Source organism: Pseudomonas sp. Leaf15, assembly GCF_001421425.1.
Lineage (GTDB): Bacteria > Pseudomonadota > Gammaproteobacteria > Pseudomonadales > Pseudomonadaceae > Aquipseudomonas > Aquipseudomonas salomonii.
In genome coordinates this window covers 225,549-248,928 of sequence record NZ_LMKI01000034.1, presented here as the reverse complement: position 1 = coordinate 248,928, position 23,380 = coordinate 225,549, and the positions used below count along the sequence as shown (strand labels likewise).

17 protein-coding genes and 4 tRNA genes are annotated in these 23,380 nt (G+C 61.6%); 2 read left to right on the top strand and 19 right to left on the bottom strand.

Going from position 1 to position 23,380, the window contains the following annotated elements; translation table 11 throughout:
• Window positions 1–101 precede the first annotated feature (101 nt).
• The 9 genes from ASE80_RS24750 to leuC form a co-directional block, all read right to left on the bottom strand.
• Complete coding sequence (locus ASE80_RS24750) at window positions 102–734, bottom strand: phosphoribosylanthranilate isomerase (protein ID WP_056861242.1); 633 nt, start codon at window positions 732–734, stop codon at window positions 102–104.
• Between the two features lie 64 nt (window positions 735–798).
• Window positions 799–1,623 (bottom strand): tRNA pseudouridine(38-40) synthase TruA, encoded by an 825-nt coding sequence (truA, locus tag ASE80_RS24745; RefSeq protein ID WP_056861241.1) that lies wholly within the window; start codon window positions 1,621–1,623, stop codon window positions 799–801.
• Between the two features lie 178 nt (window positions 1,624–1,801).
• Complete coding sequence (locus ASE80_RS24740) at window positions 1,802–4,369, bottom strand: FimV/HubP family polar landmark protein (protein WP_056861240.1); 2,568 nt, start codon at window positions 4,367–4,369, stop codon at window positions 1,802–1,804.
• A 161-nt stretch (window positions 4,370–4,530) separates the two neighbouring features.
• Window positions 4,531–5,541, bottom strand: a complete 1,011-nt coding sequence (locus tag ASE80_RS24735; RefSeq protein ID WP_056861239.1) for an aspartate-semialdehyde dehydrogenase — start codon at window positions 5,539–5,541, stop codon at window positions 4,531–4,533.
• Window positions 5,542–5,792: 251 nt separating this feature from the next.
• A complete protein-coding gene (asd, locus tag ASE80_RS24730) occupies window positions 5,793–6,905 on the bottom strand; it encodes an aspartate-semialdehyde dehydrogenase (RefSeq protein ID WP_056861238.1) in 1,113 nt (370 codons plus the stop codon).
• Between the two features lie 64 nt (window positions 6,906–6,969).
• On the bottom strand, window positions 6,970–8,052 hold the full coding sequence (gene leuB, locus ASE80_RS24725; protein ID WP_056861237.1) for a 3-isopropylmalate dehydrogenase: 1,083 nt from the start codon (window positions 8,050–8,052) through the stop codon (window positions 6,970–6,972).
• Between the two features lie 53 nt (window positions 8,053–8,105).
• Window positions 8,106–8,870, bottom strand: coding sequence for a class I SAM-dependent methyltransferase (locus tag ASE80_RS24720; RefSeq protein WP_056861236.1), 765 nt, complete (start codon window positions 8,868–8,870; stop codon window positions 8,106–8,108).
• Window positions 8,871–8,999: 129 nt separating this feature from the next.
• A complete protein-coding gene (leuD, locus tag ASE80_RS24715; RefSeq protein WP_056861235.1) occupies window positions 9,000–9,644 on the bottom strand; it encodes a 3-isopropylmalate dehydratase small subunit in 645 nt (214 codons plus the stop codon).
• Between the two features lie 10 nt (window positions 9,645–9,654).
• Window positions 9,655–11,073 (bottom strand): 3-isopropylmalate dehydratase large subunit, encoded by a 1,419-nt coding sequence (leuC, locus tag ASE80_RS24710; protein WP_056861234.1) that lies wholly within the window; start codon window positions 11,071–11,073, stop codon window positions 9,655–9,657.
• A 140-nt stretch (window positions 11,074–11,213) separates the two neighbouring features.
• Between leuC and ASE80_RS24705 the strand changes: the two genes are divergently transcribed.
• Together ASE80_RS24705 and ASE80_RS24700 are read left to right on the top strand one after the other, a co-directional pair.
• Window positions 11,214–12,104, top strand: a complete 891-nt coding sequence (locus ASE80_RS24705; RefSeq protein ID WP_056861233.1) for a LysR family transcriptional regulator — start codon at window positions 11,214–11,216, stop codon at window positions 12,102–12,104.
• Window positions 12,105–12,171: 67 nt separating this feature from the next.
• Window positions 12,172–15,450 carry an EAL domain-containing protein gene (locus ASE80_RS24700; protein ID WP_056861232.1) on the top strand — a complete coding sequence of 1,093 codons (3,279 nt, stop codon included), beginning with the start codon at window positions 12,172–12,174 and terminating at the stop codon, window positions 15,448–15,450.
• Window positions 15,451–15,552: 102 nt separating this feature from the next.
• Here the strand turns inward: ASE80_RS24700 and ASE80_RS24695 are convergent, their stop codons facing one another.
• The 10 genes from ASE80_RS24695 to uvrB form a co-directional block, all read right to left on the bottom strand.
• Window positions 15,553–16,518 (bottom strand): tRNA dihydrouridine synthase, encoded by a 966-nt coding sequence (locus tag ASE80_RS24695; protein ID WP_056861231.1) that lies wholly within the window; start codon window positions 16,516–16,518, stop codon window positions 15,553–15,555.
• Window positions 16,519–16,865: 347 nt separating this feature from the next.
• Window positions 16,866–17,303, bottom strand: coding sequence for an acyl-CoA thioesterase (locus ASE80_RS24690; protein WP_056861230.1), 438 nt, complete (start codon window positions 17,301–17,303; stop codon window positions 16,866–16,868).
• A 37-nt stretch (window positions 17,304–17,340) separates the two neighbouring features.
• Window positions 17,341–18,174 carry an alpha/beta fold hydrolase gene (locus ASE80_RS24685; RefSeq protein ID WP_056861229.1) on the bottom strand — a complete coding sequence of 278 codons (834 nt, stop codon included), beginning with the start codon at window positions 18,172–18,174 and terminating at the stop codon, window positions 17,341–17,343.
• A 14-nt stretch (window positions 18,175–18,188) separates the two neighbouring features.
• Window positions 18,189–18,728 carry a TetR/AcrR family transcriptional regulator gene (locus ASE80_RS24680; RefSeq protein WP_017138728.1) on the bottom strand — a complete coding sequence of 180 codons (540 nt, stop codon included), beginning with the start codon at window positions 18,726–18,728 and terminating at the stop codon, window positions 18,189–18,191.
• Window positions 18,729–18,911: 183 nt separating this feature from the next.
• Window positions 18,912–18,987, bottom strand: a tRNA-Glu gene (locus ASE80_RS24675).
• An 80-nt stretch (window positions 18,988–19,067) separates the two neighbouring features.
• Window positions 19,068–19,143: transfer RNA gene (locus ASE80_RS24670), tRNA-Ala, on the bottom strand.
• 50 nt (window positions 19,144–19,193) lie between these two features.
• A tRNA-Glu gene (locus ASE80_RS24665) sits at window positions 19,194–19,269 on the bottom strand.
• 78 nt (window positions 19,270–19,347) lie between these two features.
• Window positions 19,348–19,423: transfer RNA gene (locus ASE80_RS24660), tRNA-Ala, on the bottom strand.
• A 147-nt stretch (window positions 19,424–19,570) separates the two neighbouring features.
• The gene (gene gltX / locus ASE80_RS24655) at window positions 19,571–21,052 is read right to left on the bottom strand and encodes a glutamate--tRNA ligase (protein ID WP_056861228.1); all 1,482 of its coding nucleotides are present in this window, start codon (window positions 21,050–21,052) and stop codon (window positions 19,571–19,573) included.
• A gap of 198 nt (window positions 21,053–21,250) precedes the next feature.
• Window positions 21,251–23,266, bottom strand: coding sequence for an excinuclease ABC subunit UvrB (gene uvrB, locus ASE80_RS24650; RefSeq protein ID WP_056861227.1), 2,016 nt, complete (start codon window positions 23,264–23,266; stop codon window positions 21,251–21,253).
• Between the last annotated feature and the right edge of the window lie 114 nt (window positions 23,267–23,380).

Sequence of the window (23,380 nt, the reverse complement as noted above, 5' to 3'; positions counted from 1 at the left end):
CTGCCAGCGCAGGGTTGCCACTTCATTTCCGGGCCTCCCGCAGGCGGCGCCGGTGCTGTTCTACACAGTGGTAGTTATGGACGGCGGCAGACTGCCAGCCGTCACATCGCGCCACTGCTGTTGCGCACGGCCTGCATGAATGCGCGAATCTTGTGGTGATCCTTGATGCCCTTGCCCTGCTCCACTCCGCCGCTGACGTCCACCGCATAAGGCCGGACCTGCTCGATGGCCTCCGCGACATTCGCGGGGTTGAGCCCACCAGCGAGGATGATGGGCGTGCTCAAGCCTTCGGGAATCAGCGACCAGTCGAAGGCCTCACCCGTACCGCCGGGCACGCCTTCGACATAGGTATCCAGCAAAATGCCGCGAGCACCAGTATAGGCGGCGCACGCAGCAGCAATGTCATCCCCGGCCTTGACGCGCAGCGCCTTGATGTACGGGCGCTGATAGCTTTCGCATTCATCGGGGCTTTCGTCACCGTGAAATTGCAGCATATCCAGCGGCACGGCATCCAGGGTTTCGTTGAGTTCGCAACGGCTGGCGTTGACGAACAGCCCCACGGTGGTCACGAATGGCGGCAGTGCAGCGATGATCGCCCGCGCCTGCAACACATTCACCGCCCGCGGGCTCTTGGCATAGAACACGAAACCGATGGCATCCGCCCCCGCTTCGACTGCCGCCAGCGCGTCTTCTATGCGGGTAATCCCGCAAATCTTGCTGCGAACGGCTGGCATGGCGTGGAAACCTCAGGGGTTGGGCCGAGAAAGTCCCGGATGGTAACAAAAGCGCTTGCAGGCGTCAGCCGTCAAGTTCGCTGAAACCTGTGAGGAAATGTGGACCGATAAAGCGCTGCGGCAATTCAAACTCGTCGCGGTACTCCACATCCACCAAATACAGGCCGAACGGGTGCGCCGTGACACCGCCGGTGCGGCGAACGCGGCTTTCCAGCACCTCGCGCGCCCACTCCACCGGGCGCTCGCCAGTGCCGATGGTCATCAGCACACCGGCAATATTGCGCACCATATGGTGCAGGAAGGCGCCGGCACGGATATCCAGCACGATCATCTTGCCGTGACGGGTCACGCGCAGGTGGTGGACTTCCTTGATGGGCGACTTGGCCTGGCACTGGCCTGCACGGAAGGCGCTGAAATCATGCACGCCGACCAGATGCCGGGCGGCCTCGGCCATGCGCTCGGCATCCAGCGGGCGGTGGTTCCAGGTGATTTCCTGATTCAGGTGCGCCGGGCGGATCTGATCGTTGTAGATCACATAGCGGTAGCGCCGGGCAATGGCCTTGAAGCGCGCATGAAAATGCGCAGGCATGACCTTGGCCCAGGTCACGCTGACGTCATGGGGCAAATTGATATTAGCGCCCATCACCCAGGCTTTCAGCGTGCGCTCGGCCTGGGTGTCAAAGTGCACCACCTGGCCACAGGCATGCACACCGGCATCGGTACGCCCGGCACACATCAGCGAGACCGGCGAATCCGCCACCTTCGACAACGCGTTTTCGAGGGTTTCCTGCACGGTCAGCACACCGGAAGCCTGGCGCTGCCAGCCGCGATAGCGCGAACCTTTGTATTCCACGCCCAAGGCGATGCGGTTAAAGCCTGCGGCCGCCATTTCGGCGGCCGCGTTATCTATATTTGCCAAGAACTGAGAGCCCGATGAGTTGCGCGAAGAGAGCCATTATAAAGGCGGTAGAACCTCTGCGGGGCGCTTTTGTTGTGTGGAAGCTGGCTTGTGTGGAGCAAGCCAGCTCCCACACAGGCCAGCTCCCACAGGGGTTTTGCAGCGCCCTTTAGATCTTGCCGAGCATTTCCTTGGCTTCATCGCGCTGTTCTACAGTGCCAGCGGTCAGCACTTCCTCCAGGATCTCCTTTGCACCATCCGTATCACCCATGTCGATGTAGGCCTGGGCCAGGTCCAGCTTGGTGGCGACCTCATCGGTACCGGAAAGGAAGTCGAACTCGGGCTCATCAGCACCCAACGCCGCATCTTCAGCGGTGAAGGAAGGCTCGATCGGCGGATGCTCCAGGCTCTGGGACAAGCGATCGAGTTCTGCGTTGACGTCATCAAGTTGCGAGGCGAAGGCATCAGGCTTGGTTGCGGCCGGGGCTTGTGGCTCATCGGCCAGGGACAGATCGAAGTCCTCCGGCAGGTCAAAATCGTCCAGCGCAGTGGGCGCCAGGGTCGGCGGCTCGACGGCCGGCACGTCCTTCATTTGATCTTCCAGGCCCGACAGAAAGTCATCATCTGCCAGTGAAGACGGTGCCTCGAGCTGCAAATCCAGGTCGAAATCCGACAGGTCATCCGGGTTGGCCTTGGCTTCGGTCTGCTGTTGCAGCACCGACTCAAAGCTCGGCGCGTCTTTCGGGTTGACGACGGTAGGTGACGCCGCTTCCAGGTCATCCAGACTCAGGTCGAAATCCGTGTCGAACGCCTCCGGCTCCGGGGCCGGCGCGGCGGGCTTGTCTTCGAGCAAGTCCTTGACGTATTGAGCATCCAGGGCCGCCGCTGCCACCGCAGCACTGACGCCCGCCGCCAATACGGCCATGGCCGGGAAGCGGTTTTTCAGCTGCTCGACCTGGGCATGGTTTTCACCATTGGCCACCAGTTGACGCTCCTGGGTGACGAAACCGTCCTTGTCGCCTTGCAGGCCATAGACCTCCATCAACTTCAGGCGCAGGTCGCTGCGCTTGGGTTCGCGCTTGATCGCCTGCTCCAGCACATCGGCGGCCTGGTTCAGGTGGCCACGGTCGATATGGGATTGCGCTTGCGCCAGTGCATCACTGGAGTTTACCGGGGCGACGGCAACGGCCAACGGCGCGAGTACGGAGGCAACCGATGGCACCACCACGGGCTCAGCAACAGCCGCCGGCGCGGGAGTGGCGGCCAATTTAACGTTCGGTGCTGCCACTTCAAGGCCTTCGAAGCTGTCCGCAGGCAGATCGTGATCCACATTTGGCGTAAATGCCGGCTCTTCGGCCAGCGCGCGCGCCATGCGCAGGTGCTTTTCCTCTTCGAGGCGCGCATTGCGATGGCGCGCCCACAGCAGCAGGAGCAACAACACCAGCAAGCCGGCCGCGCCGCCGATCACACCGAGGACGATCGGGTTGGTCAGCAGGTCGTTGAACTTGCCTTCGCTGGTGGCTGGCGTGTCCTGCGCCTTGATCGGCTCGGGCGCGGGTGCTGCGGCAACGGGCGCAGCCTCAGCGGGTGCTGGCGCAGGCGCAGGTTCAGTTGCCAATTGAGCCGGCATCGCCGCTGTCGCCTGTGCTGCCGGCCCAGGGTTACCGGCCTGCAACCTGGCGAGTTGATCGTTTTTCAGTTGAATGAGTTTTTGCAGCTTGTCCAGTTGGCTTTGCAGGTCCGCCGCACGGCTTTTGAGCTCTTCATTGTCACGCCGGGTGGTGTCCAACTGCTCCTGGGTCATCGCCAGTTTGTCGCTCACCGCTCGGCTGTCACCGGCCTTGCCCTTCGCGCCTTTTTTGGCCGACTCCGCCGACACCAGGCTCAAGTTGTCCTTGGCCGTGGTGCTCGACGGCGCATTGCCCGCCTGGGTGCGCTTGGTCGCGTCCAACTGCTGCTTGCCCGCTACCGGGTTACCGGCTGTGCGACGACCTGCGCGCCAGGCAGCATTTTGCGCAGTCACTTCGGCAATCGCCTCGGGCTGCGGCAAGCTGGTGGATTGCTGGCGGTCCGGCAGGCGCAGAACCTGGCCGGTTTTCAGGCGGTTGATGTTGCCGTCGACGAAGGCATCAGGATTAAGCGCCTGAATGGCCAGCATGGTTTGCTGCACCGACGCACCGTTGCGGTTCTTTTCGGCAATTTCCCACAAGGTGTCGTGAGAAGTCGTGGTGTGTTGAGCGGATTTGCTGGCGGGCGTCGCTGTGTTGGCGGGCGCAGTGGTGGTCGGTGCGCTCAAGCGCGGCGTGGGCGCGCTGGTGGCGGGCGCCGATTGCTCAAATTTGGCCGGGTCGAGCAATACGCTGTAATCGCGCATGAGGCGGCCATTGGGCCACTGCACCTGCAGCAGGAAGCGTACGTAGGAATCGGGCAACGGTTTGCTGGAGGTGACACGCACCACACTGCGGCCACTGGGGTTGACCACCGGGGTAAACGTCAGGTCATTGAGGAACGCCTGGCGGTCTACGCCTGCATCGACAAAGGCCTGGTCGGAAGCCAGGCTCGGGGTGATCTCGGCAGCCGTGAGGCCGCCCACGTCGAGCAATTCGATTTCCACCGACAACGGCTGGTTCAGCTTCGACTTGAGGGTCATCTCCCCAAGTTGCAGCGCCTGCGCCATACCGGAGGACAGCGCCGAGGCGGCCGCTATTGCTAACACCAGTTTGCGAACTTGAACCATAGCCTCATCCTTTGTCTGAACACTCCCCGGCCTGCGAGAAGGTTGGTAACCGCTGCCATAAGGCATGGCGAGCCGATAGGTTACCGACGCGCTTCTTTACCGCTTGGGGCCAAGCATAGCGCCTGGCTAGAATCAATCTACAAATTGCCGCCAAGTATCTTTTACACAAGGCCTTTTATCAACAACTGCGCCAGCTGTACGGCATTGAGTGCCGCGCCCTTGCGTACGTTATCTGACGTCAGCCACAGATTTAGTTCCGCCGGGTCATCCACACCCGCCCGCACACGGCCGACGTAGACCACATCCTGGCCGACCGCATCGCCCACGGCCGTGGGGTAATCGCCCTCTTCAACCAGCTCAATGCCCGGCGCCGCTTCCAATGCACGGTTCACCGCCGCCAGGTCGACCGGCGCGCCCAATTGCAACGACACCGTCAGGCTATCGCCAAAAAACACCGGGGCTTGAACGCAGGTTGCAGAAATCTTCAGCAATGGAGTTTCCAGCACCGCGCGCAGTTCGTGTACGAGACGTTTCTCCAGAGCTGTATGACCTTGCGCATCTGGCGTACCGACTTGTGCCAACAGGTTGAAGGCCATCTGCCGATCAAAGAACTGGGGTTCCAGTGGGCGCACGTTCAGCAGTTCGGCGGTCTGTCGCGCCAGCTCGCTGACGGCTTCACGGCCCTGGGCCGATACCGCCAGGTTGGCGGTGACGCTGACACGCTGGATCCCCAACAATTCACGCAACGGCGCCAGCACCACGGCCAGGTTGGTCGCCGATGGGCTTGGGCTGCTCAGCTGGAAGGGCTTTTTCAAGCTGCCCAGGACATGGGCATTGGCTTCCGGCACCACGTGGGGCGCCTGTTCAGCGGGCAAGGCGCCAGACAGGTCGATCACCGCACAGCCAGCAGCGGTGGCGCGTGGGGCGAAGCTCAAGGTAACGGCCGGGCCGGCCGCAAAGAAGGCGAGCTGCGCTTTTTTGAAATCGAACTCATCGACTTCCTTGACCCGCACGTTCTTGCCGCGAAACGGCACGGAGGCGCCGGCCGAATTGCTGCCGGCCAGCAGATAGAGGGTGCCCACCGGAAAATCCAGCTCTTCGAGAATCTGCACCAGGGTTTCACCGACGGTACCGGTGGCGCCGATCACGGCGATTTCAAAGGTCTGGGTCATGGGGGCTGCCTCGGGCATTGCGGGGGGAGCGGCACTTTACCGGGTGGCTCGGGGTGAGGCAATTAAGCTGGCCTTTGTGGTGAGGCTGATGGCCTCATCGCAGGCAAGCCAGCTCCCACACTGATCGTTCCCACGCTCTGCGTGGGAACGATCAGTGTGGGAGCTGGCTTGCCTGCGATGGCGGCCTCAAGGGCAATAAAAAAACCCGCGCCTGTCACCAGAGCGCGGGTTTCTCTTACGGCTTCAAGCGATCAACGCTCGAGCAAGATCCGCAGCATGCGACGCAGCGGCTCGGCCGCGCCCCACAGCAGTTGGTCGCCCACCGTGAAAGCGCCGAGGAACTGGCTGCCCATGTTCAGCTTGCGCAGACGGCCCACCGGTACATTCAGGGTGCCGGTGACCTTGGTCGGGCTCAGCTCCTGCATGCTGATGTCGCGGTTGTTCGGCACCAGCTTGACCCATGGGTTGTGCTGGCTGATCAGCCCTTCGATATCGGCGATCGGCACGTCTTTGTTCAGCTTGATGGTCAGCGCCTGGCTGTGGCAGCGCATGGCGCCGATGCGCACGCAGATGCCGTCCACCGGAATCGGGTTCTTGAAACGACCCAGAATCTTGTTGGTTTCGGCCTGAGCCTTCCACTCTTCGCGGCTCTGGCCGTTTGGCAGTTCCTTGTCGATCCACGGGATCAGGCTGCCGGCCAATGGCACACCGAAGTTCTCGGTCGGGTAAGCCTCGCTGCGCATGGCTTCGGCCACACGGCGGTCGATGTCGAGGATCGCGCTGGCAGGGTCGGCCAGTTGATCGGCGACAGCGGCGTGGGTGGCGCCCATCTGCTTGATCAGTTCGCGCATGTTCTGCGCGCCGGCGCCGGACGCCGCCTGATAGGTCATGGCGCTCATCCACTCAACCAGGCCGGCTTCGAACAAGCCGCCCAGGCCCATCAGCATCAGGCTGACGGTGCAGTTGCCGCCGACGTAGTTTTTGGTGCCGGCATCCAGCTGCTGGTCGATGACCTTGCGGTTCACCGGGTCGAGGATGATCACCGCGTCGTCCTGCATGCGCAGGCTGGAGGCGGCGTCGATCCAGTAACCCTGCCAGCCGGCTTCACGCAGCTTGGGGAAGACTTCGCTTGTGTAGTCGCCACCCTGGCAGGTCAGAATCACGTCGAGGGTTTTCAGCTCTTCAATGCTGTAGGCGTCCTTGAGCGGGGCGATATCCTTGCCCACGGACGGCCCTTGGCCACCTACGTTCGAAGTGGTGAAAAACACCGGCTCAATAAGATCGAAATCCTGCTCTTCCAGCATCCGCTGCATGAGCACGGAACCGACCATACCGCGCCAACCGATCAGACCTACACGTTTCATCGCAACTACACCTTGTTAAAAAGTGGGCCGCCTTGCAGCAACAACTGCAAGCGGGCCGGAGAGATTACAGATTCCGCAGCGCGGCGACTACTGCGTCGCCCATTTCTTGCGTGCCGATTTTGCTGCAACCCTGTGACCAAATGTCACCGGTGCGCAAACCTTGATCCAGCACCAGGCTGACCGCCTTCTCGATGGCATCCGCCGCTTCGCTCAGGTTGAAGCTGTAACGCAGCATCATCGAGACCGACAAAATGGTCGCCAGCGGGTTGGCAATGCCCTGGCCTGCGATGTCCGGCGCCGAACCGTGGCACGGCTCGTACATGCCCTTGTTGTTGGTGTCCAGGGACGCCGACGGCAGCATGCCGATGGAGCCGGTGAGCATCGAAGCCTGGTCGGACAGGATGTCGCCGAACAGGTTGTCGGTCACGATCACGTCAAACTGCTTGGGCGCACGCACCAGTTGCATGGCAGCGTTGTCGACGTACATGTGGCTCAGCTCGACGTCCGGGTAGTCCTTGGCGACTTCCTCGACGATTTCGCGCCACAGTTGGCTGGAGGCCAGTACGTTGGCTTTATCCACCGAGCAGACCTTTTTGCCGCGCACACGGGCCATGTCGAAACCGACACGGGCGATACGGCGGATCTCGCTCTCGCTGTACGGCAGGGTGTCGTAGGCCTGACGCTCGCCATTTTCCAACTCGCGCACGCCGCGTGGCGAGCCGAAATAGATACCGCCGGTCAGTTCACGCACGATCAGGATGTCCAGGCCCGCCACCACTTCCGGCTTGAGGCTCGACGCGTCGGCCAGCTGCGGGTAGAGGATGGCCGGGCGCAGGTTGCCGAACAGGCCCAGTTGCGCACGGATTTTCAGCAGGCCGCGTTCCGGGCGGATATCACGCTCGATCTTGTCCCATTTCGGGCCACCCACGGCGCCGAGCAGCACGGCATCGGCCGCACGGGCGCGGTCCAGGGTTTCGTCGGCCAGCGGCACGCCGTGTTTGTCGATGGCCGCGCCGCCGATCACGTCGTGGCTCAGTTCAAAGCCCAGGTTGTACTTGCTGTTGGCGAGTTCCAGGACCTTGACCGCTTCGGCCATGATTTCCGGACCAATGCCGTCGCCAGGGAGAATCAGAATCTGCTTGCTCATGCGTTCCTCATTTCATCAAGCGACCCGCCCGTGGGCAGGTCGGGAAAAATCAATCAGCGTTCAGCGAAAACCACCAGCACGTCGGTGCTGAAGGTGCCGTCGGCTTGAATCTCGTAGTAATCGCGCACTTCCTGGCCCATTGCCTGTTGCAGCGCAAGGATCGCGGCGCGCAAGACCTCTGGTGTGCGCATGCGCTCGACCCACGAGGTGTATTCCAGGCGCAGGCGCTGACGGCTGCTGGTGCGCACATGCAAGCCGGCTTCGCTGAGCTGTTGCATCCATTCGGCGGCGGAGTAATCGCGCACGTGGCTGGTGTCGCGCAGCACTTCGACGGTTTGCAGGTAAGTGTCCAACAGCGGGCTGCCCGGTGACAAGACGTCGACGAAGGCCGCCACGCCGCCCGGCTTGAGCACCCGGCGCACTTCGCGCAACGCCAGGCCCAGGTCGCTCCAGTGGTGGGCCGAGTAGCGGCTGAACACGAAATCGAACTCGCCGTCGGCGAATGGCAGGCGCTCGGCGGCGCCGTGTACGGTGCGGATGTTGGCCAGGTTGCGGTCAATAGCAGCTGCGGCAACCACGTCGAGCATCTGTTGGGACAGGTCGTAGGCCACTACTTCTTTAACCAGTGGCGCCACCTGGAAACTCACATGCCCCGCACCGCAACCCAGATCCAGCAGGCGTGCAGCGCCCTGCCCGGCCAGTTCGGCCTGGAGCAGCGCGAATTCGGTGCCTTGGGCGTGCACGGCACTGCTCAAGTAGGCGCAGGCTTGCTCGCCGAACTGTTTTTGCACGACTTGGGTGTGGGCGGTGGTGGTCATGGTGGCTTTCCTTGGGTTTTGGGGTGGTTGTACGGGCGCTATCGCAGGCAAGCCAGCTCCCACAGTTGGAATGCATTCCAAGGTGGGAGTCGGGCTTGCCCGCGATGGGGCCCGCACGGTTACCGCCAATCAGGCATCGCGAAACAACCAGGGCTGGCTCGCCCGGTGTCTGGCTTCAAACGCGGCAATCGCATCGCCGTCCTGCAAGGTCAGGCCGATGTCGTCCAGGCCATTGATCAGGCAGTGCTTGCGGAACGCATCCACCTCAAAGTGATACACCTTGCCGTCCGGGCGGGTCACGGTCTGCGCCGCCAGGTCAACGGTCAGTTGGTAGCCCACATCGGCTTCCACCTGCTTGAACAACTCATCCACTTCGGCATCGCTCAAGATGATCGGCAGCAAGCCGTTCTTGAAGCTGTTGTTGAAGAAGATGTCGGCGTAGCTCGGCGCAATGATGCTGCGAAAGCCATATTCTTCCAGCGCCCACGGCGCGTGCTCACGGCTGGAGCCGCAGCCGAAGTTTTCCCGCGCCAGCAATACACTGGCGCCCTGATAGCGTTCGGCGTTGAGCACGAAATCCTTGTTCAACGGGCGCTTGGAGTTGTCCTGGTAGGCGTAGCCCACGTCCAGGTAGCGCCACTCGTCGAACAGGTTAGGGCCGAAACCGGTGCGCTTGATCGACTTCAAGAACTGCTTGGGGATGATCTGGTCGGTGTCGACGTTGGCGCGATCCAAAGGGGCGACAAGGCCGGTGTGTTGGGTAAAAGCTCTCATCGGGTATTCCTCAGATCAATTCGCGAACGTCGATGAAACGACCGTTGACGGCAGCCGCAGCGGCCATGGCCGGGCTGACCAGATGGGTACGGCCACCAGCGCCCTGACGCCCTTCGAAGTTACGGTTGGACGTGGACGCGCAATGCTCGCCCGACTCCAAACGGTCCGGGTTCATCGCCAGGCACATCGAGCAGCCCGGCTCACGCCATTCAAAACCGGCTTCGAGGAAGATCTTGTCCAGGCCTTCGGCTTCAGCTTGAGCCTTCACCAGGCCTGAACCCGGCACCACGATGGCTTGCTTGATGGTCGAAGCCACATTACGGCCCTTGGCGATCACCGCCGCAGCGCGCAGGTCTTCGATCCGTGAGTTGGTGCAGGAGCCGATAAACACGCGGTCCAACTGAATGTCGGTGATCGCCTGGTTGGCCTTCAAGCCCATATACTTCAGGGCGCGTTCGATGGAGCCACGCTTGACCAAGTCGGTTTCTTTAGCCGGGTCCGGCACGTTCTGGTCAACCGCCAGGACCATTTCCGGCGAGGTGCCCCAGCTGACTTGCGGCTTGATCTGGGCCGCGTCGAGCTCGACCACGGTGTCGAACACCGCGTCGGCGTCGGAGACCAGGTCTTTCCAGGCCTCGACCGCAGCATCCCAATCGGCGCCCGCCGGTGCAAATGGACGACCTTTGACGTATTCAACGGTTTTTTCGTCCGCCGCCACCATGCCCACGCGGGCACCGGCTTCGATGGACATGTTGCAGATGGTCATGCGGCCTTCGATGGACAGGTCGCGAATCGCGCTGCCGGCAAACTCGATGGCGTGGCCGTTACCACCAGCGGTGCCGATCTTGCCGATCACGGCCAGCACGATGTCTTTGGCGGTCACGCCGAAGGGCAAGGTGCCTTCGACTTTGACCAGCATATTCTTCATCTTTTTGGCGACCAGGCACTGGGTGGCGAACACATGTTCGACCTCCGAGGTGCCGATGCCATGGGCCAAAGCGCCAAATGCACCGTGAGTGGAGGTATGGGAGTCGCCGCAGACCACGGTCATGCCTGGCAAGGTGGCGCCCTGCTCCGGGCCGATCACGTGGACGATGCCTTGGCGCACGTCATTCATCTTGAATTCGGTGATGCCATATTCGTCGCAATAGTCGTCGAGGGTCTGCACCTGAAGGCGCGACACGGTGTCGGCGATGGCGTCGATCCCGCCCTTGCGTTCCGGGGTGGTCGGCACGTTGTGGTCCGGGGTGGCGATGATCGAGTCGACGCGCCAAGGCTTGCGCCCGGCCAGTCGCAGGCCTTCGAACGCTTGGGGCGAGGTCACTTCATGGATGATGTGACGGTCGATATAGATCAGCGACGAGCCATCGTCGCGCCGTTTCACTTCATGGGAATCCCAAAGCTTGTCGTAAAGCGTTTTGCCGGCCATCAGTCGGTCCTCATCACAGGTGCATCTAAACGCCGGGCTTTTCAATAACCCTTTGGCTTGTGAGGCTGATGGTATGGCGCTACATTAAATAACTCAAATTCATATTTTTTATGCTTTGGATTACCAACTGGAATACCACCATGGACCTGGCCAACCTCAACGCCTTTATTGCCATCGCCGAGACCGGCAGCTTCTCCGGCGCCGGTGAGCGCCTGCACCTGACCCAGCCGGCCATCAGCAAACGCATTGCCGGGCTGGAGCAGCAATTAAAGGTGCGCCTGTTCGATCGCCTGGGCCGTGAAGTCGGCCTGACCGAGGCCGGACGCGCCCTGCTGCCGCGCGCTTACCAGATTCTGAATGTGCTGGACGATACGCGCCGCGCGCTGACCAACCTGACCGGCGAAGTCAGCGGACGGCTGACATTGGCCACCAGCCATCACATCGGCCTGCACCGCCTGCCGCCGATTCTGCGCACCTTTACCCGGCAATATCCCAATGTGGCACTGGATATTCAGTTCCTTGATTCGGAAGTGGCCTACGAGGAAATCCTCCACGGCCGCGCCGAAGTGGCGGTCATCACCCTGGCACCCGACCCGCACAACCTGGTGCGCGCCACGCCGGTGTGGGATGACCCGCTGGATTTTGTGGTGGCGCCGGAACACAGCTTGACCGGCAACGGCACGGTCAGCCTGGCCGACATTGCCAAACACCCGGCGGTTTTTCCCGGCGGCAACACCTTCACCCACCATATCGTCAGCCGGCTGTTCGAAGCGCAAGGCCTTACGCCCAACATTGCGATGAGCACCAACTACCTGGAAACCATCAAGATGATGGTCTCCATCGGCCTGGCCTGGAGCGTGTTGCCGCGCACCATGCTCGATGATCAGGTGGCGAGCATCGCTTTGCCGGGCATACAGCTCAGTCGCCAGCTAGGCTATATCGTGCACACCGAAAGGACGCTGTCGAACGCTGCGCGGGCTTTCATGAGCCTATTGGATGCACAGGTCGATCTGCCAGGGACACCGGCATGAAGCTGTGCGGCCCATAAAGCCTGAATAGAACCGCGCCGAACGCCCATTGAGCCAAGGCCCTTTGATAATGCGCAACCCCCTCGATTCTGTGCCGCCCCTGCCGCGTATTTACGCCTTGGACCCTCAAGAGGCGGAACAAAGCTGGGAAAGTGCCCCGCAATTGCTGGCAGCCCTCAATGCTGCCCGCCTTGGCGCGTGGTGCTGGGAAATCGACACCGGCAGGATCAGTTGGTCACGCGGCACCCAGGCGCTGTTCGGCTACGACCCTCGGCAACCACTGCCCAAAGACCTGGACTACCTGGACCTGCTGGCGCCTCAGGACCGCGCCCGAGTGGTGCGCGCGTTTCATGCGGTGCTGGCCGGCGAGCCGTTCGAGCAGGCCATGCACCACCATATCCAATGGCCGGATGGCAGCCATCACTGGCTGGAAGTCAACGGCAGCCTGGCGCCGGACAAAGCCGGCAGACGCCGCATGATCGGAGTGATCCGCGAAACCACCCGCCAGCGCGAGCGCGAACACGCCCTCATGCAATCGGAAAAACGCTTCGCCACGCTGTTTCACCTGTGCCCCAACATGGTGTTGCTCACCCGCCAGTCCGACGGCCGCATCAGCGAAGCCAACCAATATTTCGAGATTCACTTTGGCTGGCCCGTGGCCGAGGCCATCGGCCGCACCACCCTGGAGCTGGGGCTGTGGCGCCACCCCGAGGAGCGCGCGCTGCTGGTCAAGGCCACCCAGCGCAAGGGCGAGCCGATCACCATGGACGTGCAGTTCTGCGCCAGCAACGGGCAAATTCACGATGGCACCCTGAGTGCACAAAAGGTCGAGCTTGAAGGCGAGGCTTACCTGATCAGCACCTTCCTCGACACCACCGACCGCAAGAATGCCGAACAGGCCCTCAAGGACAGCCAGGAGCGCCTCGACCTGGCCCTGGATTCGGCGCAACTGGGCACCTGGGACTGGCACATTCCCACCGGCATGCTCTACGGCTCGGCCCGCGCCGCCCAACTGCACGGCCTGCCGCCCGAGCCTTTTCACGAATCCTTCGACGCGTTTTTTGAAGGCATGTCCGATGCCGACCGCGAGGGCATGCGCAACGCCTACCGCAGCCTGCGCGAAGGCCCGGACGGCAACTACCAGTTGACCTACCGCGTGGAAATCGAAGATGGCAGCCCGCGCTACCTGGAAAGCCGCGCACGTCTGTATCGCGATGACGCCGGCAAACCGCTGCGCATGGCCGGCACCTTGCTCGATATCACCGACCAGGTTGAACGCGAACAACGCCTGACCGCCTCCGAAGAAAAATTCGCCAGCCTGTTCCAGGCCAGCCCCGACCCGATCTGCGTAACCTGCCTGGACAGCGGCGTGTTTATCGAGATCAACCCGGCCTTTACCCAGACCTTCGGCTGGACCGCCGCCGACGTCATCGGCAACAGCGCCGAGCAGATCGGCCTGTGGGACGATTCGAGCCAGCGCCTGCAACGCATTGAGCAGGTGATTCGCGAACAGTCGTTGAGCAATGTGGCCCTGGTGGTGCTTCACCAGAACGGCCAAAGCCTGACCTGCGTGATTTCCAGCCGGTTGATCAAGGTCGGCGATCAGCCGTGCATCGTCACCACGCTGCGCGATATCACCCAGCAACAGCGCTCGGAAGCTGCGCTCAAGGCCAGTGAGGAGAAATTCGCCAAGGCTTTCCATTCCAGCCCCGATGCGATTTCCATCACCGAACGCGACACCGGCCGTTACGTCGAGGTCAACGACGGCTTTTGCCGCCTGACCGGCTACCGCGCCGAAGAGGCCATCGGCCTCACGCTCTACCAGATCGGCATCTGGGCCGATGAAAACCAGCGCGCGGCGTTGTTGGCCGAGCTGCAGATCAAGGGCCGCATTCATCACCTGGAAATGCTCTGGCACAACAAGCGCGGTGAAGTGTTGGCGGTGGAAGTCTCGGTGGAACCCATCACCCTCAATGAAACCCCGTGCCTGCTGTTGACCGCGCGGGATGTGAGCCTGCTGAAAAACGCCCAGGCGCAGATTCGTCACCTGGCGTATCACGACCCACTGACCAACCTGCCCAACCGCGCGCTGCTGATGGACCGTCTGAGCCAGCAGATCGCCTTGCTCAAACGCCATAACCTGCGTGGCGCGCTGCTGTTCCTCGACCTTGACCACTTCAAACACATCAATGACTCCCTCGGCCACCCGGTGGGCGACACCGTGCTGAAAATAGTCACTGCACGGCTGGAAGCCAGCGTGCGCCTGGAAGACACCGTGGCGCGCCTGGGCGGTGATGAGTTCGTGGTGTTGCTCAGTGGCCTGGAGGGCACACGTGCAGAGGTCGGCAGCCAAGTGCACCTATTGGCCGACACGCTGCGCGAACTGCTGTCGGAGCCGATGTTTCTGGATGGCCACCGCCTGCAAGTCACGCCGAGCATTGGGGTGGCGCTGATTCCCGATCATGGTTCCACGCCCGCCGACCTGCTCAAGCGCGCGGACATCGCCCTTTACCGCGCCAAAGACTCCGGGCGCAACACCACGCAAATGTTTCACAACAGCATGCAGAAAACCGCCAGCGAGCGCCTGCGCATGGAGACCGACCTGCGCCTGGCGCTGTCACGCGGCGAGTTCAGCGTGCATTACCAGCCTCAGGTGGATGCACGTGGCAACAAAATTGTCGGTGCCGAGGCGCTGGTGCGCTGGGAGCACCCACAATTGGGCGCGCAGTCACCCACCGAATTTATCAAGGTCCTGGAAGACAGCGGCCTGATCCTGGAGGTCGGCACCTGGATCCTTGATGAAGCCTGCGGCGCCTTTGCACAGCTGATTGCCGAGGGCCTGGTAGACCCGCTTAATTTCAGCCTGTGCGTGAATATCAGCCCCCGGCAGTTTCGCCAGAACGACTTTGTGGAACGGGTAGAACGCAGCCTCAAACAGCATCATCTGCCCTGCAGCCTGTTGAAGCTGGAAATCACCGAAGGCATCGTCATCCAGAACCTGGACGACACCGTGGCCAAGATGCGCCGCCTGAAAAAACTCGGCGTGAGTTTTGCCATGGATGACTTCGGCACCGGCTATTCATCGCTGACCTACCTCAAGCGCTTGCCGGTGGACGCGCTGAAGATCGACCAGTCCTTTGTGCGCGATGCCACCCATGACCCCAACGATGCGGAAATCATCCGCGCCATTGTGGCCATGGCGCGCAGCCTCAACCTGGACGTGATCGCCGAAGGCGTGGAAACGCCGGAGCAACTGGCGTTCCTGCAAAAACTGGGGTGCCATTTGTTCCAGGGGTATTTGCACAGCCGGCCATTGCCGATCGAAGGGTTCAGGCAGTTGTTGGGATAGCGGTCAGGCGCGCTTCAGTGTGCCGTATACAAAAAAAATGCCCCGTACCTGTCGATACGGGGCATTTTTTGCAACGCCAGAAAACCCTTCGGGCATCAGCGCTTATGCTTCAAGCGGCTGCGGATGCGCCACTCCCAACAAGCGGCTGACCTGCTCCAGCCCGGTTTCGCGGCGCAGCGCGGTAAACAGCTCGACCGCTTCGGGGTAGTTGCGCGTCAGCATTGCCAGCCACTGCTTCAAACGGCCCGGCGCCTGTTTTTCGGTGAGTTGCGCCATCGATTGGCGCCAGAACTCGTGGAGCATCGGCTGCATCTGCGCCCAGGTCATTTCCACCACCTCTTCACCGGCTTTCGCCGCCACAATCTGCCGCGCCAGGTCCGGACGGGCCACCAGGCCGCGGCCGAGCATGATGTCTTCGGCGCCGCTGACTTCGCGGCAGCGCTTCCAGTCTTCGACGCTCCAGATATCGCCGTTGGCAAACACAGGGACCTTGACCACGTCCTGCACGCGCGGGATCCATTCCCAGTGGGCCGGCGGTTTGTAGCCATCGGTCTTGGTGCGCGCATGCACCACGATGTGCGCAGCGCCGCCTTCGGCCAGAGCCGTGGCGCACACCAGCGCGCCGTCGGGGCTGTCGAAGCCCAGGCGCATCTTCGCGGTGACCGGGATATGCGCCGGCACGGCGCGGCGTACGTGCTCGACGATCTGGTTAAGCAGCTCGGGCTCCTTGAGCAATACCGCACCGCCACGGGATTTGTTGACGGTCTTGGCCGGGCAGCCGAAGTTCAGGTCGATGACCTGCGAACCCAGCTCGCACGCCAGCGCAGCGTTTTCCGCCAGGCACACCGGGTCCGAACCCAGCAACTGCACACGCAATGGCACGCCCGCTGCAGTGTGGGCACCGTGCAGCAGCTCGGGGGCGAGCTTGTGGAAATAGGCCGGTGTGAGCAGGCGGTCGTTGACGCGAATGAACTCGGTCACGCACCAGTCAATACCGCCCACGCGGGTCAACACGTCCCGCAGGATGTTGTCGACCAACCCCTCCATGGGCGCCAAAGCAATTTGCATGGGAAACACTCAACAAAAATCGTGGCGCAGTTTACTGGGTTTCCCGCAGGAATCGGTAACTGCCTGTCAGGGCATAGGCATCAGCACAGCTGTTTTGTGGGACCGCGCGGTATAAATGTGCGTGGTTTGCCTGCCAGACAGTGATTTGGGGGACGATTTCAGATCAAGATCAAAAGACCGCTGACTTCGTCATAGAAAAGGATGTAAGGGCCGGAGCAACATCTACAGCAGAGCCATACTCGGTCAAAGGTGGGAGCTGGCTTGCCTGCGATGGCCTCACTCGGTGTACCTGACACGCCGAGTCGAGGCCATCGCAGGCAAGCCAGCTCCCACAGAAAAGCAGCTCTTCAGTGTATGCAAATCAGGGCCGGGCCATAACCGTCGAGAAACTCGGCAGGCATGCGCTTGGGTTTGCCGCTGGACAGTTCGATGCAGACAAAGGTGGTTTGCGCACGCAGCAGGGTCGCGCCATCGCTGGGGCGCACCAGCTGGAAACGCCGGGTCATCTTCAGGCGCTGGTCCCAATCGACGATCCAGGTGGCCAATTGCAGCTCGTCACCTTCGTAGCCGGCCGCCAGGTAGTCGATCTCATGGCGCACCACGGCCATGGCGCGATCCAGCCGGCGATACGCGGTGAGGTCCAGCCCCAGACGCTGGGAGTGGCGCCACGCACAACGCTCCAGCCAGGACACGTACACCGCATTATTGGCGTGCCCAAGACCGTCGATATCTTCAGCGGCGACCTGCAGGTCGATGATAAACGGCGCTGCCAGATCCCAGCCCATGCCTTGCTCCAGTCGATGAATGTCGCCGGGCAGTGTATCAGGCGGTTTGCCGCTCCTGTAAACGACGGCCGGCCAGCAGCGTCAGCACGGCCTCGATCACCCGCGGGTCGGCCAGCACGCGCTGGTGGCCACCCTGCTCCAGGCGCAGCAGGCGGCTGTCGAACCACGCCTCATGGATGGCTTGCGAGGCTTTGACGGGGACAAAGGTGTCGTCTTCAGCGTGCACGATCAACCCGGGCAGGTTCATCTGGTAGTGGGCCACATCCAGGTGCTTGAGCGGCATGCCGAAGGTCTGTTCGACCTCCTGGATAAACGCCGAGCGCGCACGCGGCGGCAAGCCCATCATGCGGGTAAAACCACGCAGCACATCCAGGAAGCGCGAGGGCGCGGCAATGCTCACCAGTGCTTGCGTGCGCAACCCCAATTGCACCGCCAGCATCGCGCTGGCGCCGCCCATGGAATGCCCGACCACCGCATGCAGCGGCGGCAATTCAGCGGCAGCATCGAGCATGGCGCGGGCAAACAGCAACACATGCGCTTCACGCCCTGGCGAGCGACCGTGGGCCGGGCCATCGAGTGCGATCACTGAATAACCGTCAGCCACCAGAGCGGTGATCAGGCTGGCAAACTGCGTAGGGCGCCCTTCCCAGCCGTGCATCAGCAATACCGCAGGTCCTTGGCCCCAGCGCAACGCCGACAAGCCGAAACGCAAGGTGATGCGCTCCGATTGCGCCAGCAACGGCAGCTCCCAATCGCGCGGTGGCAGGTTGCGCGGTGTCATGAAGGTGCGGCGGAACTTGCTGGCCACCGTGTGCGGCGCGAGGCGGCCGACGGTGCCATGGAACCCACGAATCCAGGTTAATGCGCCCATCACACCACTCCTTTTTAACGCACCGCCGACTTGGCAGCGCGCAACACGCGGTCGGACAACTCACCCGGGCCAAGCGCACGGGCCAGGGCCAGGCCGCCGATCATCAAGGCCATGTCGGCCAAGGCCTTGTCGGTGTCTTCGGGGCTGGCAGCCAACTGGGCAGCCATCAACTCGGTGTGCTCGTTAAGCGCCAGGCGAAACTCATCCGGCAGGCGGCTCATCTCGCCCACGGTGGCCGGGATCGGGCAGGCGTGGTCGGTGGAGTCGCGATGCTTGCGCGACAGGTAGAACGCCGCCACCAGGCTTCTGCGCTCCTCACCGGTCAGTTGCGCATCCATGTCGTCGATCGACGCACGCCGCCGAGCCAGCAACTGGGTGAAGGCCTCCAGCATCAGCGCGTCTTTGCTTTCAAAGTGCGCGTAGAAACCGCCGACCGTCAGCCCGGCAGCGCCCATGACTTCGCCGACACTCGGTTCGGCCGGGCCACGCTGGATCAACGCCGCGCTGGCAGCCTGCAAAATGCGTTCGCGGGTTTGCGCTTTTTTATCGCTCATCGAAGCCTCCGTCTCTCATGGGTTGAATATTATTACCATAATAATATTTAGCAAGCGACAGGCATGACCGCTGGTCAGGACAGAATAAAGGGGATTAAGGAGAGGATTGGCCAAACGCCAGACAAACAAAAGGGCCATTCAATAATTGAATGACCCTTAAAAATCCCGCAGAGCGGGTAATCGTGGCGTCCCCTAGGGGACTCGAACCCCTGTTACCGCCGTGAAAGGGCGGTGTCCTAGGCCACTAGACGAAGGGGACACAAACCTTCTATACACTGATCAGCGCTGAGAGCTGATCGATTCAAGGACGGTGTGGCCGGAACCTTAAACCTGTAAAATTGGTGGAGCTAAACGGGATCGAACCGTTGACCTCTTGCATGCCATGCAAGCGCTCTCCCAGCTGAGCTATAGCCCCGGATTTTTCGTCTCGCGACGCAGCAGACCTTTCGAACTGCTTGTTGAAACTGGCGTCCCCTAGGGGACTCGAACCCCTGTTACCGCCGTGAAAGGGCGGTGTCCTAGGCCACTAGACGAAGGGGACAAAACCTTCTGTACAACCGATCAGAGCTGAGTTCTGATCAATTCAAGGACGGTGTGGCCAGACCTTGAACCTGTAAATTGGTGGAGCTAAACGGGATCGAACCGTTGACCTCTTGCATGCCATGCAAGCGCTCTCCCAGCTGAGCTATAGCCCCTCATCGGTGAGGACGGGGCGAATCTTAATGGCGGTTTGGAAGTGTGTCAAATTTATTTTCAACAATTTCCAAACTTTTTTGCCGGGATAACAATCACTTACCGGCGAAACCCCGGAAAACCGGGGTTTCGTCGTAACAACAGCCTGCTTAAGCGATAGCGCCCAGCAGCTTTTCCCACTCTTTGTTTTCTTTCTTCGACACACCCCCAAGCAAATCAAGGGCTTGGCGCAGACGGAAACGCGTGAGGTCCGGGCCGAGAATTTCCATCGCATCGAGCACCGACACCGAACTGGCCTGCCCGGTGATCGCAGCAAACATCAGCGGCATGGCATCGCGCAATTTCAGTTCCAGCGATTCCACCACTGCCTGGATCGTCGCGGTGATCGCCTCTTTCTCCCACTGGCGCAGGCTTTCGAGCTTCCACAGGATCAACTGCATCAACTGGCGAACCTGATCGCCGGAGAGTTTCTTGGACTCAAACAGCTTGGCATCCGGGTTCACGCCACCGGCGAAGAAGAAGCTGGCCAATGGTGCGACCTGGCTGAACGTCTCTACCCTGCCCTGCACCAGCGGCGCGATCTTCATCATGTACTCGGGGTTCAGCGCCCACTGCTGCACGCGGCTGGCGAACTCGTCCACCGGCAAGTCACGCAGCCACTGGCCGTTGAGCCACGACAGCTTCTCGATGTCGAAGATCGGCCCGCCAAGGGACACGCGGGACAGGTCAAAGTTATCGACCATTTCCTGCAGCGAAAACTTCTCGCGCTCGTCCGGCATCGACCAGCCCATGCGGCCCAGGTAGTTGAGCATCGCCTCAGGCATAAAGCCCATGCGCTCGTAGAACGTCACCGACGTCGGGTTCTTGCGCTTGGACAGCTTGCTCTTGTCCGGATTACGCAGCAGCGGCATGTAGCACAGCTGCGGTTGCTCCCAACCGAAGTACTCGTACAGCAGAATCAGTTTAGGCGCCGAGGGCAGCCATTCTTCGCCGCGCAGCACGTGGGTGATGCCCATCAGGTGGTCGTCGACCACGTTGGCCAGGAAGTACGTCGGCAGGCCGTCGGTCTTCATCAGCACTTGCATGTCCATGCGGTCCCACGGGATCTCGACGTCACCGCGCAGCATGTCCGGCACTACGCACACGCCTTCGCTCGGCACTTTCATGCGGATCACATGCGGCTCGCCGGCGGCCAGGCGCTGGGCCACTTCTTCCTTGGACAGCAGCAGTGCGCGGCCGTCGTAACGCGGGGTTTCACCACGGGCCTGTTGCTCGGCACGCATCTGGTCCAGCTCTTCGGCGGTGCAGAAGCACGGGAAGGCATGGCCCATGTCGACCAGTTGCTGGGTGTACTGCTTGTAGATGTCACTGCGCTCGCTCTGGCGATACGGGCCGTGCGGGCCGCCAACGTCCGGGCCTTCGGCCCAGGTAATGCCCAACCAGCGCAAGGCATCGAAAATCTGCTGCTCCGACTCACGGGTGGAGCGCACCTGGTCGGTGTCTTCGATCCGCAGGATGAATTCACCGCCGTGCTGCTTGGCAAAGCAGTAGTTGAACAGGGCGATGTAGGCAGTACCGACGTGGGGATCCCCAGTAGGCGATGGCGCAATGCGCGTGCGGACGGTGGTCATGGCAGGTCTCGAATGGGCGATAAAACTGAAAATTGAAACAAGGGGCGAATGGTAACACCAGCGCGGGGGGTTCTGGCAGACCGCGGTGCCGCTATCGCAGGCAAGCCAGCTCCCACATTCGACCGAGTCCCCCTATGAGAATGGGGTCAAATGTGGGAGCGGGCTTGCTCGCGAAGAGGCCATCACAGCCTCTACAAATCAAACAGCCAGCAGGCGCTCACGCAACTTGCCAATCTCATCGCGCGTCTGCGCCGCCGCCTCAAACTCAAGATCGCGCGCCAACTGGTACATCTTCTCTTCCAACTGCCGAATCCGCTTGGTGATCTCACTCGGCGAGCGCAGTTCGTTCTCGTACTTGGCGCTCTCCTCGGCCGCCTTGGCCATGCCCTTGCGCTTCTTGCTGCGCGAGCCCGGCACGGTGGCGCCTTCCATGATGTCGGCGACGTCCTTGAACACGCCCTTCGGGGTAATGCCATGCTCCAGGTTGAAAGCGATCTGCTTGTCCCGACGGCGCTCGGTTTCGCCAATCGCCCGCTCCATGGAGCCGGTGATGCGGTCGGCATACAGAATCGCCCGACCATTAAGGTTACGCGCGGCACGGCCAATGGTCTGGATCAACGAACGCTCGGAACGCAGGAAGCCTTCCTTGTCCGCATCCAGAATCGCCACCAGCGAAACCTCCGGCATGTCCAGGCCTTCGCGCAGCAAGTTGATGCCCACCAGCACATCAAACACACCCAGGCGCAGGTCGCGGATGATCTCTACACGCTCCACGGTGTCGATGTCCGAGTGCAAATAACGCACGCGCACGCCGTGGTCGGCCAGGTAATCGGTCAGGTCTTCGGACATGCGCTTGGTCAGCGTGGTGACCAGCACCCGCTCTTCCAGGGCCACACGCTTGGTGATTTCCGAGAGCAAGTCATCCACCTGGGTCAGCGCCGGGCGGATTTCGATCTGTGGGTCCACCAGGCCGGTCGGGCGCACGAGCTGCTCAATCACACGGCCGGCATGCTCGGCTTCGTAGTTGCCTGGCGTGGCCGACACGAAAATGGTCTGCGGGCTGATGGCTTCCCACTCATCAAAACGCATCGGCCGGTTATCCAGCGCCGACGGCAGACGGAAGCCATATTCCACCAGGGTTTCTTTACGCGAACGGTCGCCCTTATACATGGCGCCGACCTGCGGCACGCTGACGTGGGATTCGTCGATCACCAGCAGCGCGTCGTCCGGCAAGTAGTCGTAAAGGGTCGGAGGCGGCGCCCCGGATTCGCGGCCCGAGAGGTACCGCGAGTAGTTTTCGATGCCGTTGCAGTAGCCCAGCTCCAGGATCATCTCCAGGTCAAACCGGGTGCGCTGCTCCAGGCGTTGAGCTTCCACCAGCTTGTTGTTGGCGCGCAGGTACTCCAGGCGCTCGACCAGTTCAGCCTTGATGCCCTCGATCGCCCCCATCAGGGTTTCACGCGGCGTCACGTAGTGGCTTTTCGGATAGAAAGTGAAGCGTGGCAGTTTGCGGATCACCTCGCCGGTCAACGGGTCGAAGGCCGACAGGCTCTCGACTTCATCGTCGAACAATTCGATGCGGATGGCTTCGAGGTCCGATTCGGCCGGGTAAATGTCGATCACATCGCCACGCACACGGAAGGTAGCGCGGGCAAAATCCATGTCGTTGCGGGTGTACTGCAGGCTCGTCAGGCGGCGCAGCAGCTCGCGCTGGTCGAGTTTGTCGCCGCGATCGACGTGCAGCACCATCTTCAAATAGGTTTCCGGGCTGCCCAGGCCGTAGATGCACGACACCGTGGTGACGATGATGGCGTCCTTGCGTTCCAGCAACGCCTTGGTCGCCGACAACCGCATCTGCTCGATATGGTCGTTGATCGACGCATCCTTCTCGATAAAGGTGTCGGAGGACGGCACATAGGCTTCGGGCTGGTAATAGTCGTAGTAGGAAACGAAGTACTCCACCGCGTTGTTCGGGAAGAACGCCTTGAACTCACCGTACAACTGCGCGGCCAGGGTTTTGTTCGGCGCCAGCACCAGGGTCGGGCGGTTGATCTGCGCGATCACGTTGGCGATGCTGAAGGTCTTGCCTGAACCGGTCACCCCGAGCAGCGTCTGGTGCGCCAGGCCGGCTTCGATGCCTTCGACCATCTGGCGAATGGCTTCGGGTTGGTCGCCGGCGGGTTCAAAACGGGTGACAAGCTGGAAATCCGACATAACGTACCTCGTGAAGTCACCCCAGACTCAACACCGCCAGGGACGAAATAGCTCAGCAACCCGCGAAAAGTCTTCGCAGGTTGCAGGAAAAAACCATGATAGCTGTAGAAGTGG

Bases quoted from the DNA above. Each gene is read 5' to 3' on its own strand.
- ASE80_RS24750 (WP_056861242.1), bottom strand. From the start codon at position 734: ATGCCAGCCGTTCGCAGCAAGATTTGCGGGATTACCCGCATAGAAGAC.
- truA (WP_056861241.1), bottom strand. From the start codon at position 1,623: ATGGCGGCCGCAGGCTTTAACCGCATCGCCTTGGGCGTGGAATACAAA.
- ASE80_RS24740 (WP_056861240.1), bottom strand. From the start codon at position 4,369: ATGGTTCAAGTTCGCAAACTGGTGTTAGCAATAGCGGCCGCCTCGGCG.
- ASE80_RS24735 (WP_056861239.1), bottom strand. From the start codon at position 5,541: ATGACCCAGACCTTTGAAATCGCCGTGATCGGCGCCACCGGTACCGTC.
- asd (WP_056861238.1), bottom strand. From the start codon at position 6,905: ATGAAACGTGTAGGTCTGATCGGTTGGCGCGGTATGGTCGGTTCCGTG.
- leuB (WP_056861237.1), bottom strand. From the start codon at position 8,052: ATGAGCAAGCAGATTCTGATTCTCCCTGGCGACGGCATTGGTCCGGAA.
- ASE80_RS24720 (WP_056861236.1), bottom strand. From the start codon at position 8,870: ATGACCACCACCGCCCACACCCAAGTCGTGCAAAAACAGTTCGGCGAG.
- leuD (WP_056861235.1), bottom strand. From the start codon at position 9,644: ATGAGAGCTTTTACCCAACACACCGGCCTTGTCGCCCCTTTGGATCGC.
- leuC (WP_056861234.1), bottom strand. From the start codon at position 11,073: ATGGCCGGCAAAACGCTTTACGACAAGCTTTGGGATTCCCATGAAGTG.
- ASE80_RS24705 (WP_056861233.1), top strand. From the start codon at position 11,214: ATGGACCTGGCCAACCTCAACGCCTTTATTGCCATCGCCGAGACCGGC.
- ASE80_RS24700 (WP_056861232.1), top strand. From the start codon at position 12,172: ATGCGCAACCCCCTCGATTCTGTGCCGCCCCTGCCGCGTATTTACGCC.
- ASE80_RS24695 (WP_056861231.1), bottom strand. From the start codon at position 16,518: ATGCAAATTGCTTTGGCGCCCATGGAGGGGTTGGTCGACAACATCCTG.
- ASE80_RS24690 (WP_056861230.1), bottom strand. From the start codon at position 17,303: ATGGGCTGGGATCTGGCAGCGCCGTTTATCATCGACCTGCAGGTCGCC.
- ASE80_RS24685 (WP_056861229.1), bottom strand. From the start codon at position 18,174: ATGGGCGCATTAACCTGGATTCGTGGGTTCCATGGCACCGTCGGCCGC.
- ASE80_RS24680 (WP_017138728.1), bottom strand. From the start codon at position 18,728: ATGAGCGATAAAAAAGCGCAAACCCGCGAACGCATTTTGCAGGCTGCC.
- gltX (WP_056861228.1), bottom strand. From the start codon at position 21,052: ATGACCACCGTCCGCACGCGCATTGCGCCATCGCCTACTGGGGATCCC.
- uvrB (WP_056861227.1), bottom strand. From the start codon at position 23,266: ATGTCGGATTTCCAGCTTGTCACCCGTTTTGAACCCGCCGGCGACCAA.